This window comes from Mesorhizobium sp. M1342 (genome assembly GCF_040317955.1).
GTDB lineage: Bacteria > Pseudomonadota > Alphaproteobacteria > Rhizobiales > Rhizobiaceae > Mesorhizobium.
Window position 1 is genome coordinate 77315 of record NZ_JAMYLI010000002.1, and the last position, 16648, is coordinate 93962.

The 16648-nt window shown below is 59.7% G+C and carries 14 protein-coding genes; 3 read left to right on the plus strand and 11 right to left on the minus strand.

Annotated elements, in window-relative coordinates:
* The first annotated feature begins 12 nt into the window (after nt 1–12).
* Together NKH06_RS02035 and NKH06_RS02040 are read left to right on the plus strand one after the other, a co-directional pair.
* A complete protein-coding gene (locus tag NKH06_RS02035) occupies nt 13–507 on the plus strand; it encodes a Rab family GTPase (protein ID WP_023809564.1) in 495 nt (164 codons plus the stop codon).
* 3 nt (nt 508–510) lie between these two features.
* Entirely contained in the window at nt 511–1581 is a 1071-nt protein-coding gene (locus NKH06_RS02040) for an adenylate/guanylate cyclase domain-containing protein (protein ID WP_023809563.1), read from the plus strand.
* A 305-nt stretch (nt 1582–1886) separates the two neighbouring features.
* Here the strand turns inward: NKH06_RS02040 and NKH06_RS02045 are convergent, their stop codons facing one another.
* The 3 genes from NKH06_RS02045 to NKH06_RS02055 form a co-directional block, all read right to left on the minus strand.
* A complete protein-coding gene (locus NKH06_RS02045; RefSeq protein WP_352892051.1) occupies nt 1887–3266 on the minus strand; it encodes a hypothetical protein in 1380 nt (459 codons plus the stop codon).
* Nucleotides 3266–3790, minus strand: a complete 525-nt coding sequence (locus NKH06_RS02050; protein ID WP_352630582.1) for a GNAT family N-acetyltransferase — start codon at nt 3788–3790, stop codon at nt 3266–3268. Before NKH06_RS02050 ends, NKH06_RS02045 begins: the two co-directional genes overlap by 1 nt.
* A 74-nt stretch (nt 3791–3864) precedes the next feature.
* A complete protein-coding gene (locus tag NKH06_RS02055) occupies nt 3865–4704 on the minus strand; it encodes a hypothetical protein (RefSeq protein ID WP_352892053.1) in 840 nt (279 codons plus the stop codon).
* Between the two features lie 189 nt (nt 4705–4893).
* Here NKH06_RS02055 and NKH06_RS02060 point away from each other — a divergent pair, with 189 nt between their 5' ends.
* Nucleotides 4894–6309 carry an adenylate/guanylate cyclase domain-containing protein gene (locus NKH06_RS02060; RefSeq protein ID WP_023809558.1) on the plus strand — a complete coding sequence of 472 codons (1416 nt, stop codon included), beginning with the start codon at nt 4894–4896 and terminating at the stop codon, nt 6307–6309.
* Nucleotides 6310–6433: 124 nt separating this feature from the next.
* On the opposite strand, the gene NKH06_RS02065 is transcribed toward NKH06_RS02060, so the two are convergent.
* From NKH06_RS02065 to NKH06_RS02100, 8 genes are all read right to left on the minus strand, one after another.
* Complete coding sequence (locus NKH06_RS02065; protein ID WP_023809557.1) at nt 6434–6913, minus strand: class I SAM-dependent methyltransferase; 480 nt, start codon at nt 6911–6913, stop codon at nt 6434–6436.
* A gap of 207 nt (nt 6914–7120) precedes the next feature.
* Entirely contained in the window at nt 7121–8302 is a 1182-nt protein-coding gene (locus tag NKH06_RS02070) for an ABC transporter permease (RefSeq protein ID WP_031212616.1), read from the minus strand.
* The gene (locus NKH06_RS02075) at nt 8299–9297 is read right to left on the minus strand and encodes an ABC transporter permease (RefSeq protein ID WP_023809555.1); all 999 of its coding nucleotides are present in this window, start codon (nt 9295–9297) and stop codon (nt 8299–8301) included. The genes NKH06_RS02070 and NKH06_RS02075 overlap by 4 nt, the downstream gene beginning before the upstream one ends.
* 2 nt (nt 9298–9299) lie before the next feature.
* Nucleotides 9300–11198 carry an ABC transporter substrate-binding protein gene (locus NKH06_RS02080; protein ID WP_023809554.1) on the minus strand — a complete coding sequence of 633 codons (1899 nt, stop codon included), beginning with the start codon at nt 11196–11198 and terminating at the stop codon, nt 9300–9302.
* A complete protein-coding gene (locus tag NKH06_RS02085) occupies nt 11195–13090 on the minus strand; it encodes an ABC transporter ATP-binding protein (protein ID WP_023809553.1) in 1896 nt (631 codons plus the stop codon). Before NKH06_RS02085 ends, NKH06_RS02080 begins: the two co-directional genes overlap by 4 nt.
* Nucleotides 13091–13247: 157 nt before the next feature.
* Nucleotides 13248–14582 carry an adenylate/guanylate cyclase domain-containing protein gene (locus NKH06_RS02090; RefSeq protein WP_352442503.1) on the minus strand — a complete coding sequence of 445 codons (1335 nt, stop codon included), beginning with the start codon at nt 14580–14582 and terminating at the stop codon, nt 13248–13250.
* A gap of 535 nt (nt 14583–15117) precedes the next feature.
* Nucleotides 15118–15222, minus strand: coding sequence for a hypothetical protein (locus NKH06_RS02095; protein ID WP_023809549.1), 105 nt, complete (start codon nt 15220–15222; stop codon nt 15118–15120).
* A gap of 179 nt (nt 15223–15401) precedes the next feature.
* On the minus strand, nt 15402–16583 hold the full coding sequence (locus NKH06_RS02100) for a DUF3095 domain-containing protein (RefSeq protein WP_502914387.1): 1182 nt from the start codon (nt 16581–16583) through the stop codon (nt 15402–15404).
* Nucleotides 16584–16648 lie beyond the last annotated feature (65 nt).

The following is a 16648-nucleotide window of genomic DNA, read 5'->3' on the forward strand; positions in this document are numbered from 1 at the left end:
TCGGAGCCCAAGATGTTGCAAAAAAAGATCTGTATGTTGGGCGGGTTCTCTGTTGGAAAGACGAGCCTGGTTCGCAGGTTTGTGAAAAGCATCTTTTCAGAGACCTACTTGACCACGGTGGGAGTGAAAATCGACAAAAAGAGTGTCGCACTCCCGGACAAAACAGTGGATCTGATTTTATGGGATTTGGCCGGCGAAGATGATATCGGCTCATTCCGCGTCAGCCATGTGCGAGGTGCGACAGGCCTCGTGCTTGTCGTCGATGGAACCCGCGCCGCTACCCTTACCGCTGCACTCACGCTGCGCGAGCGGGTCGAGGCTGAATTCGGTGCTATGCCGTTCGTACTGCTTTTCAACAAATCAGATCTGGCCGATCGGTGGGTAATACCAGATAGAGAAATTGACGAACTGAGGCAACGCGGATGGCAAGTCTATCTGACAAGTGCGCTCTCGGGTGAGCATGTCGATGATGCGTTTCTTAAACTCGCTTCGATGGTCACCAAATAGACCATGCAAAGATTGCCAAGAGAGGTCGGAAGCTGGATTTACGATTTCTTCTACAACGAGCGTGCTATTGCGTATGTGAAAATTGACGCCCAGCTGCGGACAGCGGCGAAGGGCGGTAACGTTGAACATTACGGGCTCTCATGCCTTCGCATCGGTAAGCCTGTAGCCGACCAGCTTGAATTCATGGAAGGTTTGCTGCCTTGCCCGGAGCTTCCATTTCATATGCCTATGGTCGAACTGCCCAGCGGGCGTGTCGCGGACCTTCATCTTTTTGCTGATGATGACTGCGTGTGGCTGCTCTTTCTTGATGCCACTGCCGAACGCGACAACAAGCAGCGGCTTCAACAGAAGGCTTATGAAATGACTCTTCTGCAAGAGAGGGAGCGCCAACTCAACGAGAAGTTACATTCGGCCAATGAGGCGTTGAGGAAGAGTCAGGAGGGATTGTCGCGTGAATACCAGCGCGCGGAATCCCTGCTCCTCAACATTCTTCCGGCGTCGATCGCGGAGCGGTTGAAAGCGCAAAAGAAAATTGCCGACAACCACGCGGAGGTGAGTGTGCTTTTTGCCGACATCGTCGGTTTTACCGAAAGAGCGCGCAGCGTCGGAGCGGTGACTACGCTCGCTATCTTGAATTACTTCTTCAAGGCGGCGGATAGGCTCTCGGAACGACACGGCTGCGAAAAGATCAAGACTATCGGCGATTGTGTCATGGTGGTCGCTGGCCTGCCCACCGCGCGATCCGATCATGCACGAGCCCTCACGCACTATGCAGTTGAACTGCGCAAGGCGGTCAAGCGCGAACTCTTCGCAGGAGAACCGATAAGGCTGAGAATTGGAATTCACTCGGGACCGATCGTCGCTGGCGTCATAGGCAAAAGGCGGTTCGCCTATGACCTGTGGGGCGAGACCGTTAATCTCGCCTCACGTATTCAAACGTCCGCGGAGCCCGGTGAAATCCGTATCTCCGATGCAACGCGCCAACTGCTTGGGCCAAAATTTGCTTGCGACCCACTTGAGGAAACGGAATTGCGTGGTGCAGGTCGTGTACGAATGTGGCGGCTCCCAGCCTGATTTCCGGTTGACGATCCTGGAGCGCACTGCATCTCAAGCCGCAAATGATCAACGCAAAGATTTGACCCAACTAGTGACCCTCATTGGGCGACTTGGGGCTGGCTCGCAACGACAGTTACGGCCATCTGGGCCGTTTTCCCCACGCGTGGCGGCATGGCAGGAACTGCTCGCGTCAATCCTGACTATTCGCTGGAATACCGTCGCAAAGTCTTGCCTTACAAGAACCCTGCCGATATCGAACTCACGGTCGACGGGCTCCGCAAGGCCGGAATAGTGCAATGACAAATGAGGGCATGCGGCCCGGATCAGACGCCAAAGGCTCGGCCTATCTTGCGCCATCGGGCGTTTTCACGAACCAGTTTCAGGTCGTCGGTCGTCTCGGCAAAGGTGTGCGAACGGTAGTGCCCGAGCAGGTCAGGAAACAGCCTCCCTGCCGGCAGGCCGGCAACCTGTTCGCGGACCGACATTTTTTCATCGATGACCCGGGTGCCCCAGGCATTTTCCCGAACCTGCAACTCGGCAGCCAGACCGCGCTCTTCCGGCGCGGTTTCATCCAGCGCGGCCAGCAGGATCGAATGGAAAAGCGCTACATAACCGATCTGCCTCAGGCCGCCCACGACCCGCACGCGCGGCAATATGGCAAGAACGAGGAACGTCAGGAACAAGTTCGGCAGCAGCACGCCGTCCAGCAGCGCCTGCTTGAGATGCGCCTGCTCGAACGGGATGGAAAGACCATTCGGCCTTTCAGGCTCGATCAGGTGCCCGTTATCGAGGACGAGCTTGCGCACGCGCTCCTCGCGAATGCCCCAGAAATAGGCCGTGGCATTGGGCAGGAATCTGCCAAATGGGCTCGATTCGGTCTCTTGCAGGGTACGTTCGAGACGCTGACGCCTTGCGGGCTCAAGGAGCAGCTTGGAAAGAAGGCTGCTGTCATGGTCCAGATGCCGCGCCACGACGGAAGCCGCGAGCCGGTCATCGATGAACACCGGCCGAGCCATGCCGGAACGATCCCAATCGGCGACCAGATCCTCGTTGAGTTCTGTCAGTGCATCGGCGGCGGTTCCAAACACCTTGTCCTGGCTGGCGAGCAGTGTGCCCAGCCAGCGGCTGGCATCCGTTTCGTCGCCCACCGCTTCGAGCGCCCGCTTGTTGAGGGTGACCGGGCCGGCCGCGCAGGCGCTTTTGCGGCATAGTTTGTGGCGCCCCATGCCAAACAAGTTGACCTTGTCGTCGCCGACATCGAGCCATCCCGGCCCCTCCCGGCCAATTGTCTCCATGGTCATCGTCGTTCCCATGAAGCCGACGAAGGCCGACAGCCCGTTTTCGACCGCGCCGAGCCAGGCAAACAGGAGGGCATCGAAGGTGATCCGGTCCATCAGAAGCAGGCAGTGGAGGCCGGACTGAATCACCGGTCTGTGGTCGAATTCTTCAAGGGCCTTGCCGACCTCTTCAGGCTGCATGATCAAATCAAGGCGCTGATGCAGTATATCAAGCAGGATCGAACGGGCAGCGATCGCCGGACTCGATGCAGGCCTTGCCACCGGCCGCCACAGATGGCGGGCGTATTCGGAAACCGGTGCATTCCAGTTCTGCTCGATGTCACGCACGACTTCCGGGCAGAGCAGTGATAGCACTGCCAGAACATCCACCGGAGCCTTAAGGGTCGGATCAAAGTCCGTGGTCATCAGAACCGCAGCCGGGCCATGCTCAGAAGGTCGTGATACCGCCCTTCGGTAAAGCCGGCCTTCACATGCCGGCCTTCGACCTCGAAGCCGTGGCTTGTGTAGAGGCGGATGGCCGGTTCATTGTCGGCATAGACGGTCAATTCGACTCGCTTCAGGGCGCGCCAGTTGTCGGCCACGTCAAGCAGCGCGCCAAGTATGGCAGAGCCGATACCCTTGCCGACAAAGCCATCGTCAAGGCCGATATTGATCTCGCCGATGTGCGAACGGCGCGGCGAACCCTGCACGACCAGGCTGCCATGGCCGACGACCTTGCCGTCCAGCTCGGCAACGATCCAGGTGGTTTCCTGGCCGGACTTGGCGATACGCCGTTCTACCTGCTCCACCATCTCGAATGGCATCCTGAGCGTGCCCCAGCGGAAGCCCGGCATGTTGAAGATGGCGCAAAGCGCCTCCGCATCGCTTGGCCGAATGGCCCGGAGTTGCGGCTGGATTTTCTTTGCGAATGGCGAGGTCGTGCTGGTCATGGCTTTCCCGGCAAAGGCAATGGGCCCGGCACGATGCACCGGACATCATCTGAAAATCCAGCCATCTCATCATCCTATGATGCCGATTGCGCGCTGAAGTACCAGGAGACGGCGTAGAGTTTGAAGATGCCGCTGATTCCGATCCAGCTGAAAAGGGCGAGCCAGCACAATGTTCCCGTCGCCGTCCAGTCGATCCGGTGCACTGCGGCCTCGGTGATGACAAGGCCAAGGATGGCAAACAAGCCGACCAGAAACTGCGCCAGACCGAGCACCAGCAGCTCTTCGCGCGGCGCGCTTTTCCTGACGAGATATGTGCCGCCCGCTCCGGCGAGGAAGATGGCGCTGTAGACCTGAGCGTGGAAGGCGTCGATCGGCCACGGCCAGAAGCCGCCGAATGTCAGGGGAAACAGCAACAGACCGACGCCATAGAGCCCGAGGATCACCATTTCCATCGACATGTAGCCGCGCCATGCAGAGTTTAAGGTCACGCCCTTTGCGGAAGGACGGCCCCTGGCCCGCCAAAGGAACGATCCGGATACCGCGACCGAAGCAAGATAGACCAAGAACCAGAGCCAGGGCGCTTTGCGCTCGAAGTTGAAATAGCCGAGACTGAAGAACGAAGCCGCCGACACGATGACGGTGAAGATGAAGGCCATGACAAGCACGAGCCTGCCTGGCGACCAGCGGTTCCAGACCAGCAGCGCCGCCATCACGACCATTTCGGCGGTGTAGAAGCCGCCGAGGAAGCGGGCATTGAACGGCGTGACGGCCCAGGGCCAGCGCGGCTTGACCAGCGCAGGCGCGAAAAACAGGCCGGCGCCGACGATCAGGACGATGATGACCCCCGCCGAGAAAAGCCGCAGGGCCGCGGGAAATGGCGGGTTGCCGGGTGTCGGCGCGGGAGAAAGTCCCAAAGATGAATACCCCATGGACTCACCATAGTGCCGCTTGCGATCGGTGAAAATCCCGACGGAAATTGAACCGTCGCGCGGGCTTTGCCATTCGAATGGCCGTACGATCCGTTTCGAAGTAAGATGGAGCGCTCGGAACAAAGACCGGTTCCGGTGAACCACCTAGGGGGCGCATTTTCCGGAGCCTGCACGATGACCGAAATTCAGGATCTGTTCTCGCTTTTGCGGCAATCAACCGATGTCGATCTCCAGGCAATCGACGCGATCCGGCGGACCATCGCGGAAGGCAAGGATTATGAACTTTGCCGCATCAATGTGCCGGCTTTCGCCAGCAAGCATGGCCTCGACGAGGAACGCGCCATAAGCGCCTTCCTCCATGCGGCGCGGGTGGGCATCTTCGACATTTCATGGAATGTTCTGTGCCCCGGCTGTGGCGGCGTGCTCGACACCAACGCTACGCTGAAAACCCTGCAGAAGGACGAATACACCTGCGCGCTATGCTCCGAAGGCTATTCGCCGACCCTTGATGAGATGGTCGAGGTGACATTCACCGTCAGCCCTCGCGTGCGCAGGATTGCCGCCCACAATCCACACGAACTGCCGTTGGTGGAATATTTTCGCCAGATTTACTGGGGATCCGGCGTCGATCTGCCGGAAGAGGATCTGGCGAAAAACATAGGAGCGTTCTCGCTGGAGGATATCGAGCTGGCGCCGGGTGAAAAGGCCGTCCTGCTTATACAGCTTCCGCCCGAATTCATCATCGTCTTCGAGCCGGTCACCCATTCAGCGCAGTTCATCGACGCGAAGGGCAAACCAACAAAAGAGCGGCGAAGCCTGTCTTTGGCTTTCGACCGCGACCATGTCCAGAACCAGACACTGGAAATGCTACCCGGTCCGCTGCGTATTTCGCTGGAAAACAGGACCGACACCCGCGTGCTGCCGGCAGTCTTCATCGCCGGCGAGGCATTGCATAATCTCCTGGGCAAACGCCGGCCTTTTCTGACCGCCAAGCGCCTGCTCACCAACCAGACGTTCCGCGACCTCTATCGTACGGATACGCTCGACATCAACCAGCGCCTGAAGATCACCAGCCTCACCTTCCTGTTCACCGACCTGCGCGGATCGACCGCGCTTTACGAGCGGGTGGGCGACCTTTCAGCCTTCGATCTCGTGCACGTGCATTTCCAGGTTCTGCACGAGATCGTCGCGGCGGAGGCAGGCGCGGTGGTGAAGACCATCGGTGATGCGGTGATGGCGACATTCGCGACGCCTGATCGCGCGATGGCTGCGGCCCTCAGGATGCGTGATGCCATGCGTGCGCTCAATGACAGAAGCGGGCGCGAGGATCTGCTGCTCAAGATCGGTGTCCATGCCGGCCCCTGCATCGCCGTGTCCATGAACGAGCGACAGGACTATTTCGGCCAGACGGTCAACATTGCTTCACGGGTCCAGAACCTGGCCAACGCACAGGCTATCTTCGCCACCCGTGCAGTGGTCGACGACAATCTCACCGCCGATCTGTTGCGCAGGAACGCTCTGACGCCCGTGCTTCACGAAGTCTCGCTGCGCGGCATCGAGCGGGAGATAGCGGTGTATACAATCCCCTGAGCAATTGGGCCGTCCAGAGCAATTCCAAGGAAGTGTAAACGGTTTTCGGGAAAAGCGCCTAGCACTTTCCCTTGGAATTGCGGTAGAGCATCGTTTGCGTGAAAAGATGAGGGCTCTCGGCCGCTCACACGCGCTTGCAGAGGAAATAACGATCGGCGGGCTCTGAAGTCGGCGCCGGGAGGCGTTGCAGCAGCGGGTGATCGAGCGGCGTGCCACTGACCGCGAAGCCGCCGACGCGAAGCAGGCTCGCAATCAGATCGGGAAGCCAGGTAGCAGTCACTGCATCGCGATCGTCATAGCCGGTGCCGATGTCGGCATGAACAAGGGCGGCTTCGATGCCAATGAACTTGCGGGCCGTCTCGCGTATTTCGCCGAGCACGAGGTTTTCGGCTTCGGGAATTGAGCTGGCATGTGCACCGACTTCGCGGTCGAACACCACGATCCGGCGCCCGGGCAGGCGCTCGCGCAGATGGTGGAACGTCCGTCCGTTGCCGAGGCCGAGCTCGAGCACAAGCCCCTCCATCTTCGCCACCTCGACGCAGACTTGGTCGAGAATGTCGCGCTGTGCGGTCATCCTGCTGATGAAATTCTCAAGGCGACTCATATGCTTTGTGTGTCCTGAACCAGCTCAAGATCGGCAATGCCTCCGACACGAACTGTTCACGGGTGTATCCCGAAGGCGTAGTGCCAAACTCGATCACGTGTCGGAACATATAGAGGCGGACGATGAACACTGCAACAACCGTACAGGCAGCCGGCAAGGATCATACCGGGTGGAATAGGCGGCACGGCGCGCGGCAAAATAACGACCTCACTTGTAGGGATCTGCGGCGTCCCGCAAGCCGTCACCGAGGAAGTTAAACGCCATGATGACGAGAATGACGGGGAGCATCGGCAGGAGAAGCCATGGATAGAACGCGATCACGCTGACGCTGCGCGCCTCGGTGAGCAGGATTCCCCAGCTGGTTATCGGCGCCCTCAGGCCGAGCCCGAGGAAGCTCAGCGCCGTCTCGCCCAGGATCATGCCAGGAATCGAGAGCGTCGCCGTCGCGATCAGATGCGACATGAAGCCGGGAATGAGATGCCGCCTAATGATGCGGCTGCTTCCGGCGCCCATCAACTGCGCGGCGAGAACGTAATCTTCCTCGCGCAAGGCCAGAAGCTTTGAACGCACGGCCCGCGCCAGTCCGGTCCAGTCGAGCACTCCGAGGATGACGGTGATGCCGAAATAGATCAGGATTGGGCTCCAGGTTATCGGCATGATCGCCGCCAGGGCCAACCATAGCGGAATGCTGGGAATCGATTGCAGAACTTCGATTATTCGTTGAACGATCAGGTCGAAGATACCGCCGTGATAACCGGCCAGTCCGCCGATGACGATGCCCAGCAGGAAGCTGAAACTGATGCCGACGAGGCCGATTGTCAGTGAAATGCGTGCGCCATAGATCATGCGCGAGAGCACGTCGCGCCCCAGCCGGTCGGTGCCCGCCAGGAAAAGCTGACCGTTTTCGGCAGCGCAGACAAAATGCCTGTCACCTTCGATCAGGCCCCAGAACCGGTAACGATCGGCCTTGCAGAAGAAACGGAGCCGCTGAACATCGTCCTGGTTGTCGATGTAGTTCCGCTTGAGCGTGTCCATGTCCAGCGTCATCTGGCGGCCATAGACGAACGGCCCGACGAACTGGCCGTTGTGGAACAGGTGCACCTGCTGCGGCGGCGAATAGATGTAGTCCATGTTGCGCGTGTGCAGGTTGTAGGGCGCCAGGAACTCGCAGATTAATATCCCGAAATAAAGCACTACCAGGAATATGCCGGATACAAGGGCGAGCCGGTGCAAGCGGAATTTCCACCACATCAGCCGCAACTGCGACGCCTGAAAGACCTTCGACTGCTCCACCGTCATCGCCTCGACCGACTGCAGGTCAAAGGGCGCGCTGGAAACATAGTGTTCTAGTGGAGCACTCGGTGCGGGGAGCGGCGAATCCGTTTTCATTTGGTGCTGCCGCCCTGCAAACGAATTCGTGGATCCAGCAGCGCCAGCGCCAGGTCGGAAATCAGGACGCCGATAACCGTCAGGAAGGCGAGGAACATCAGGAACGACCCCGCCAGATACATGTCCTGGCTTTGCAGCGCCTTGATCAGCATCGGCCCGGTCGTTTCCAAAGACAGCACGATCGCGGTGATTTCGGCGCCGGAGATGATGGCCGGCAGGATGGAGCCGATGTCGGAAATAAAGAAATTGAGCGCCATGCGCAGCGGATATTTGACCAGCGCCCTGAACGGATGAAGACCTTTGGCGCGCGCGGTCACCACATATTGCTTGTGTAGCTCATCGAGCAGATTGGCGCGCAGCCGCCGGATCATGCTTGCCGTGCCGCCGGTGCCGATGATCAAGACCGGGATCCAGAGATGGGAGAGTATCGACTTCGCCTTGGCCCAGCTCATCGGCTCGCTGAGATATTGCGGGTCCATGAGATGGCCGATGGACGTGCCGAACCAGATGTTGGCGAAATACATCAGGATCAGCGCCAGCATGAAGTTCGGAATGGCAAGGCCTAGGAGGCCAAAAAAGGTCAGGCCGTAATCGCCCCAACTGTATTGATGCGTCGCGGAGTACATGCCGATCGGAAAGGCGATGAGCCAAGTGAAGATGATCGTGACGAAGGAAACCAGCACAGTCAGCCACATTCGGTCCCCGACGACGTCGCGAACCGGCAACTCATACTCGAAGGAATAGCCGAAATCGCCGTGCAGCATCCCGCCGACCCAATAGAAGTAACGAATGATCGGCGGCTTGTCGAAACCATATTCCTTGCGCATCATCTCGATGCGATCGGAATCCACCCCTTCGCCCTGTGCCCGAAGCTCGGCGACATAGCTGTCGAAATAGTCGCCGGGGGGAAGTTCGATGATCGTGAACACCAGCGCTGATATCACCAGCAGCGTTGGAACCATCACAGTAATGCGCCAGACAATATATCGAAGCACGCTCAGGACTCTCCAAGCCAGAATGTATCCGGCATGTAGACACCGAAATAGGCGGTCGGATCGTAGCCGAAGAGCGCCTTGTCAGGCAGATTGCGCAGCCGTGAGGACACCAGAATCGGCTGATGCGTTCCGTTCACGGTCCCGATCGAAAACACCTGATCGGTGTAGATCGACAGCATCGAATTCCAGATTTCGGCGCGCTCTGTCGCTTCGGTCGATGCGTTCCAGCGCTTGAGCAAAACCATTAACTCGATCACTGCAGGAAGATCGGGCGCCTCGCCCATCTTGCCATGAGACAAGTAGTGAGCACCCCAGAGCGGCCATTGCAGCTGATCGTCGATTGTGGGGGCCAACTGACTCGGGTTCATGTCGGCGGTCGGCACGCCATTGTCGATGCCCGACCACATCGACATCATGATTTGGCCGCCAAGCGCGCGGCTGCGGAAGATGTCGCGCTGCGAAGTCCGGATGAACAGGGCGATGCCGATCTTTCGCCAGTGATCGGTGATGAGTTCGAGCGCGTCGGTTTCCAGCGTGCTTTCGCCGGCGGTTTCCACGATGATCTGGGCAGAGCGTCCATCGGGAAGTATCCGCAGGCCGTCATCGTCACGTGCCAGAAGCCCGACCTCGTCGAGCAGCGCGTTGGCCTGGTCGGGATCATGGGCAACCCAAGCTTTAGCGAATTCCGGCCGGTAGAGCGGGCTCTCGGACAAAACCGTATCGGCGCTTTCCTGCGCCAATCCGTAGAACACGGCCATATTGATCTCGCGCCTGTCCACGGCGAGCGAAAGTGCGCGGCGCACGCGCACGTCACGCAGAAGGCCACGCCACACCTGGTCGGCACAATTCAGATTCGGCAGCAGCGCCAGCCGAGAACCCTGTGTGCGTTTCCACAGGTGCATCTTCACCGGATAGCGCTTCTCCGCGTCCTTCAGGAAGGAGTAATCGCTGAAGTCAATTCCCATGCATTGCAGGTCGCTCTCGCCCGCCCCGGTCTTCGCGGAGATGATCGCCGATGAGCTGACATTCATGATGATTCGGTCAACATAGGGCAGTTGCCGGCCGTTCTCGTCTGTCCGATGAAAGAAGGGGTTGCGCTCGAAGATGAATTGCTCGGCCGGCGGCTTGGTTCGGTTCTGCCAGGGGTCGAGCGTCGGCAGTTCCGGGTTCTCCGGGCGATATTGCCGCGACATACGGATATGCAGGAGCGTCCATTTCTGGGTCCGGTTCTCCTTCATCAGGCCGGCGAGCCGGAATGGATCCTGATATTTCTTGTGGAACTGCTTGAGATAGGCGGATGGCAGAACAAGCGATATCGGCGAAGCGGCAGCGAGCTTGGGCAGGAAGTCGGGATTGGGCGCATCCCAACTATAGCGCACCGTCAACGGATCGACGATCTCGAAGCGTGGCGGCTTGCCGTCCGCCATCAGGGTCGGGGCGAGCCCGCCTTGCGAAAGCTCATCGTTCAGCCAGACATCTTCCCAACAATAGCGAAAATCCTCCGGCGTCAGCAGGCTGCCGTCGGACCATTTGTGTCCTTCCCGTATCTTGAACGTGAAGATGCGATCATCCGCGACGTCGAAATTTTCGAGAATGTCGGCCTGCAAGCTAAGCTTTTCGTCGTAGCCGACCAGGCGAGAATATCCGTAAATCGTCATCATCCGGATATCTTTCTGGCTGCCGATGATCGTACGCAGCGTGCCGCCATATTGGCCCGGCTGCCGGCCCATCGTGGCGAGATTCAAGGCGCGCGGGCTCTTGGGCAGGCGCTCGGTGAGTGCCGGCAGCGCCCTGGCCGTCAGCTGCGGCCGAAGAAATTCCGGCTCCAGGTCGCCAGCGCGCGACGTGCCCGGCAGGAGTGCCGAAGCCATCACGCCAAGGACGGTGCGACGGCTGATCAATGGCGTAACTCGCTGACATCGGCCGAACGTCGGGCCAGCACGAGGTGGCCGCCGCCAAGATCGAGCGGCGCCAGGACATCCTCGTCGCCTTCTTCGCGGAATTGCGGTCCCCATGCGCTGGTGTCGGAAGCGCCGCCGAGCTTCAGCGTCTTGAAATCCATCGGCCGGTCGAGATCGGGGAAAGGTACCGCGGCGACCAGGGAGCGCGTGTAGGGGTGGATTGGTTTCCTGAGCAGAATTTCGCGCGGCGCAAGCTCGACGATACGCCCGCCGCACATCACCGCGATGCGGTCTGCCATGTAGTCCACCACCGCCAGATTGTGGGATATGAACAGGTAGGTCAGGCCAAGTTCTTTTTGCAGGTCCTTCAGAAGATTCAGGATCTGCGCCTGGACAGAGACATCGAGCGCCGAAACCGGCTCGTCGCAGATCAGGAGTTCAGGCCCCAGCGCCAATGCGCGCGCGATGCCGATGCGCTGACGCTGCCCGCCGGAGAAACTGTGCGGATAACGCTTAATGAAGCGCGGATCGAGCCCGATTGCCTGCATCAGGCTCTTGACCGTGGCGAGTCGGGACGCCGCATTGCCACGCTCATGGATCTCCAGCGGCTCGCTCAAGATGTTCTCCACCGTCATGCGAGGTGAAAGCGACGAAACCGGGTCCTGGAAGACCATCTGGATTTTCGCGCGCAATATGCGCAGGGCATCTCCCTCTGCGCCCAGGACGTCGGTCGGTCCATCGCGGCCGTTGAAGATCACAGAACCGCCGCTGGGGGTAATGGCCCGCATGAGGATCTTGCTGACGGTTGTTTTGCCACAGCCGCTTTCGCCGACCAGACCCAGACACTCACCCCGCCTGATGTCGAAGCTCACGCCGTCCACGGCGCGAACAGAGGATTGATGACCCCCGCTGAACCATCCTGACTTGCGGATGGTGAAGGTCTTAGTCAGATCCCTTACCGACAGCAGGATGTCGTCTGGCCCCTTCGATGCCGGGGCAGTCTGCTTGCCGAGCAGGTTCCCGACATTCACCGGCACCTCGCGGAGCGCCTTTAGCCTTTCACCGGGCTTCAGGTCGAAATGCGGAACGGCTGCCATTAGGCCCTTCAGGTAAGGGTGGCCCGGCCGGCGGAATATCGCCTCGACAGGCCCCATTTCCATGATCTCGCCATGGTACATGACCACCACCTCGTCGGCGACATTGGCGACCACGCCGAGGTCGTGCGTGATCAGCAGCATCGCCATGTTCAGCTTGGTCTGAAGCCCGCGCAGCAATTGCAGGATTTGCGCCTGGATGGTGACGTCCAACGCCGTCGTCGGCTCGTCGGCGATCAACAAAGCAGGCCGGCAGATAAGCGCCATGGCGATCATGGCGCGTTGCCGCAATCCTCCCGAAAGTTCAAATGGATACATGTCGTAGGCGCGCTTGGGATTGGGGAAGCCGACAAGGCCGAGCATTTCCTCGGTCCGCGCCTTGCGCTCCGCCCGAGCCATAGGCGTATGAATCTGCAAGGATTCGCTGACCTGGTTGCCGATCGTGTGCAGCGGCGAGAGCGATGTCATTGGCTCCTGAAAGATTTTGCCGATGCGGCTGCCTCTCAACGCCCGGATTTCGGTTCCGTCACGCTGCATCTGCAGGATGTCTTGCGTCGTGCCAGGCTTTTCAGGATCAGAAAACAGGATACGGCCGCGAACGTGGGCCGTATTCGGCAAAATGCCCATCACTGCCTGGCTGAGAACCGATTTTCCGGAACCGGACTCGCCCACAAGCGCGGTAACCTTGCCGGGCAGGACGCGGAGATTTGCGCGTCTGACGGCATGCAACGGTCCCCCGATCATGGCAAAAGAGATGCCAAGATCCTCGATCCGCAACAGATCAATGCCCGAATTCATCCTCACACCAGCCCCACTCTGGCAGTCTGCCGGGCGGCAGACCCAAAAAGCGAGACTAGCGTATTGCCAGCCTAGAGCAACTTGGATTCGAATCGAATTCCGCGACGGAACCGGCGACCGGGCTGCACACCAAGGCTTTCGGACCGGATCGTGTCGGTTACTGGAGCTTCCTCCGGTCGCTTGCCGACAACCGCGCGGCATCGCGATGAAGCAGCATGACCTGCTCGGCGTCCGATATCCGGTCCTGAATCGGCGCAGCGTCTTCATCGAGCGCGAGAGCACCCGACAAATCGGGTGAAAGCACCGTCAGCTTCTGCTTGATACCCGCCAGTTCCTCCGTGCCGAGCGTCAGCCAACTGTTGTCGCCGCAATAGCTGGCGAAGTCCTTGCTGGCGAGAACGCTGTGCGGATATTTCTTGGTCAGGGTCTGGAGACGCTGGACCTCGTTTACAGCCGAGCCGAAGACAGAGAATGTCAGCCGGTCGGTAAGTCCGACGTTGCCGAACATCACATTGCCGACATGCAGGCCGATACCAAACTTTATGTCGCCCAACCCCTGCTCCTTTCTGCGCAGATTGAGCTCCATCATGCGCGCGCTGGCCTTGTGCGCTGCCGCAAGAGCAGCCTGGCAGGCGATCTCGGACTGCGAGCGATGCCTTTCGCAGGGGTAGACGGCGATGAAGCCATCCCCCAGGAAACTCATGATCTGCCCGCCTTTGCGATTGAAAGGTGCAGCGATGGCATCGAAAAACTGGTTCAGCGTATCGATGTAGATTTCGCGACCGGAGGTTTCGGCAAGCCTTGTCGACCCCCGCATATCGCCCATGACCAGTGCGGCCCGGATTGTGTCACCCTCGCCGCGCTTGATCTGGCCGTCCAGCACACGTCTGCCGGCGTCGCCGCCAAGATAAGTGGTCATCATGTTGTCGGCGAGCTTGGTGAGCACCGCCATCTTGGTGGCGATAGCGAGATAGTTCTGGATCCGCAATAGCGCCGAAATCATGCCGTCGCTGAAGCCAGACGCACTGTCGGTCGACCACGACCCCATCATGCCCTGGCTGGTATCGCCGTTGAAGGGATGCACGAATGCCATGTAATCGGTGACGCCCATACGCCTGAGGTCGTCGAAAACAGGAAACTCCGACCGCACCGAGGGGTCAAGCCGGCGCCGCAGGTGGTCGAGCTTGTTGCTGAGCAGATGGTAGTATGGGCTGGTCAGGAATCTGTCGGAATGAACGCCGTTCTCACTGCGGAAGCCTTCCACTTCCAGGCCCTGGCCGCGAAGCCAGGTAAAACCAAGCGCGTCATAGAGCGGATGAAGCATCGAAAAGCTCAAATGCACCCGCTTCAGCGGCAGGCCGGCAGCAGCCAACCGTTCACAAAAGCCCTTTACCAATGTTTCCAGGTCGTTGCCCGCCAGCGCCGATTGGCTCAGCCAGTCGGCAACTTTATCCATGAGAATAGTGGAAACTTCTGCTTGCGCTGTGCTCATGCTATCTCAAACCCGTCGAAGACGAGCCATCTCCTTTGATCCGCCACACAAGTGAAGGCAGTGAAGCCGGCTTCGGCGACGAAAGCCGGCGAAGAATTTCCTAAATAACTCCTTGCAGGAAGGAAGCAGGCGTAAACAGCATCTATCACCTGGAACCCTATGTGGCGAGGCTTCCGGCGGAGTGCAATCTCGATCCTGACATCGGGCAAAGAATTCGCCGTCTCAGACATCGTCGGGCCTTCACCACCACTGTCGCTTGGACCAGCCCGAGGCGGCCAAAATCATTGCGTGTGTCGACGACCAGAGGAGCGTGATCAGCGATCGCCTGATAGTCGATCGCGTCGTGGTAGGTTGCCACGACGACAGCATCGGATCCTTCGGGGATCCTCTCCGGCTCCCGGTGTTTCGTCAGCGGTGTCGGAACGCAGATTATGATGGCATCGCAGACGGCTAGTTCGGCAAATCCGCAGTGGTGCGGAACCGCCCGGCCGGCACGGCTGTCGACGTCACTGCCTCAAGTAGGATTGGCCGTTGCTCAGGCATCGACCTTCCGGGCTTCGATGTCGAAGCCGGAAACCGGGAACCCGGCGCGTGCGATCGCAACCGACAGCGGCAACCCGACATAGCTCGGTCCGATCACGCCGACTTGCGCGACGCACCTCGAAATCCGGTTCAGAAGACGGTCATATGTTGATCGTTAGGCGTCCAAAAATCTGCTTTCCCGTCAATTCGGACAGGCTACCCGCTCCCATGGCGCGGCTCACCGGTGCCAAGAACCATGAGTGAGGGCATATTGCGGAAATCGATTTCCGCAAGCAGTCAGCAGACCGGCGCCTTCGCCTTCAGGCTTGCGGCAGCCATCGCGTAGCCGCCGGCGGCGCCATCGATGAAATGAACATGATCGCGCTGCAGCGGCGAGATGACGAGGCAGGTCATCAAGGCCGACTTCTGGCGGTGCAGGCCATAATTGCAGATGCCCGCCTCTTCCGCCTGCTTCAGCCGGTCTTGGATCCGATGCAGCACATCCGCGTCAACGTCGATGGTCATCTTCAAGCCGTCGTCGAACTTTCGGAAATCCGAATTGCTGGCCACCTCGCGTTTGTAGACCTTCGGATCGAAACGGCCAATCGTCCAGCCAAATCGATCGGTTACAGCCGTAAGCGTCATCAGGAACACGATCCACAGCTTCGACCGCCACCGCCATCCTGCCGTGGCCATCGCCCGCGCCTCGACATCCAGGCCGGCGGGCAGCAGACTGTAGCCCGGGCCGTCCACCGGCACCGGGTGGCCATCGCGCTCCTGCCTGCCGGCGAGGGCGATGATGTCGGAAGCCAGAAACTGAAACCCGCGCAAGTCGCGCGACGCCCCCGGTGTGGCTATGATCGAGACGATTTCGCCATGCCGTGCTTCGATCGGGTTCCAACGGCAGGAAAGGCCGGTCAGATCCGGCCGCGCGCCGACCGGCGCAGGATCGATGCGGTAGCGCCCCGCTTTCATCTCAGCTTCCGCCCAACTGCCGCCACCGCCGGCGAACATGGCATAGAAGGCCGCTTCGGAGGCCTGGAACCTCGCCACGCGAACGTCGAGGCCCTGCGCCCTTATGTCCCCTATCGGCACGATCGCGGCGCGCAAGGTCAGGCCCAGTTCGTCCGCCACCCATCTTTGGACGGCCGCCAGCGCTTTGCGGGCGATCTCCAGCGCCGAGCCGGGAAACGCCACGAGTGCGCCGTCGCCGCCGAAGACAAAGGGGAGATCTTGCCGACCCAGCGCATTGAGCAGCGCCGAAATGACGCTTGCGCCGGCCATATTGACGGTTTTATAGCGCCCCGCCTCGATCGCCTTGGTCGAGCCGACAATGTCGGCAGTGGCCAGCGCCCAGCCATCGGGGAGGGGCCGATAGTTATCGATATCGGCAACGCTTTCGAACTTTGCGAAGACCGGCAAAGAAGCGACAAAAGGGTCGGACGCGACAGCTGTTTCCATGGCCATCAGATAGCACATTCCACGACTTGAAGGTGAAGTCGATCACGCTTGGAAATTGACTTGCGCAGGCTTTCCGATGATAG

What these genes read in the sequence shown, in the direction of transcription:
- NKH06_RS02035 (WP_023809564.1), top strand. Translation starts at nt 13, where the DNA reads ATGTTGCAAAAAAAGATCTGTATGTTGGGCGGGTTCTCTGTTGGAAAG.
- NKH06_RS02040 (WP_023809563.1), top strand. Translation starts at nt 511, where the DNA reads ATGCAAAGATTGCCAAGAGAGGTCGGAAGCTGGATTTACGATTTCTTC.
- NKH06_RS02045 (WP_352892051.1), bottom strand. Translation starts at nt 3,266, where the DNA reads ATGACCACGGACTTTGATCCGACCCTTAAGGCTCCGGTGGATGTTCTG.
- NKH06_RS02050 (WP_352630582.1), bottom strand. Translation starts at nt 3,790, where the DNA reads ATGACCAGCACGACCTCGCCATTCGCAAAGAAAATCCAGCCGCAACTC.
- NKH06_RS02060 (WP_023809558.1), top strand. Translation starts at nt 4,894, where the DNA reads ATGACCGAAATTCAGGATCTGTTCTCGCTTTTGCGGCAATCAACCGAT.
- NKH06_RS02065 (WP_023809557.1), bottom strand. Translation starts at nt 6,913, where the DNA reads ATGAGTCGCCTTGAGAATTTCATCAGCAGGATGACCGCACAGCGCGAC.
- NKH06_RS02070 (WP_031212616.1), bottom strand. Translation starts at nt 8,302, where the DNA reads ATGAAAACGGATTCGCCGCTCCCCGCACCGAGTGCTCCACTAGAACAC.
- NKH06_RS02085 (WP_023809553.1), bottom strand. Translation starts at nt 13,090, where the DNA reads ATGAATTCGGGCATTGATCTGTTGCGGATCGAGGATCTTGGCATCTCT.
- NKH06_RS02090 (WP_352442503.1), bottom strand. Translation starts at nt 14,582, where the DNA reads ATGAGCACAGCGCAAGCAGAAGTTTCCACTATTCTCATGGATAAAGTT.
- NKH06_RS02100 (WP_502914387.1), bottom strand. Translation starts at nt 16,583, where the DNA reads ATGTGCTATCTGATGGCCATGGAAACAGCTGTCGCGTCCGACCCTTTT.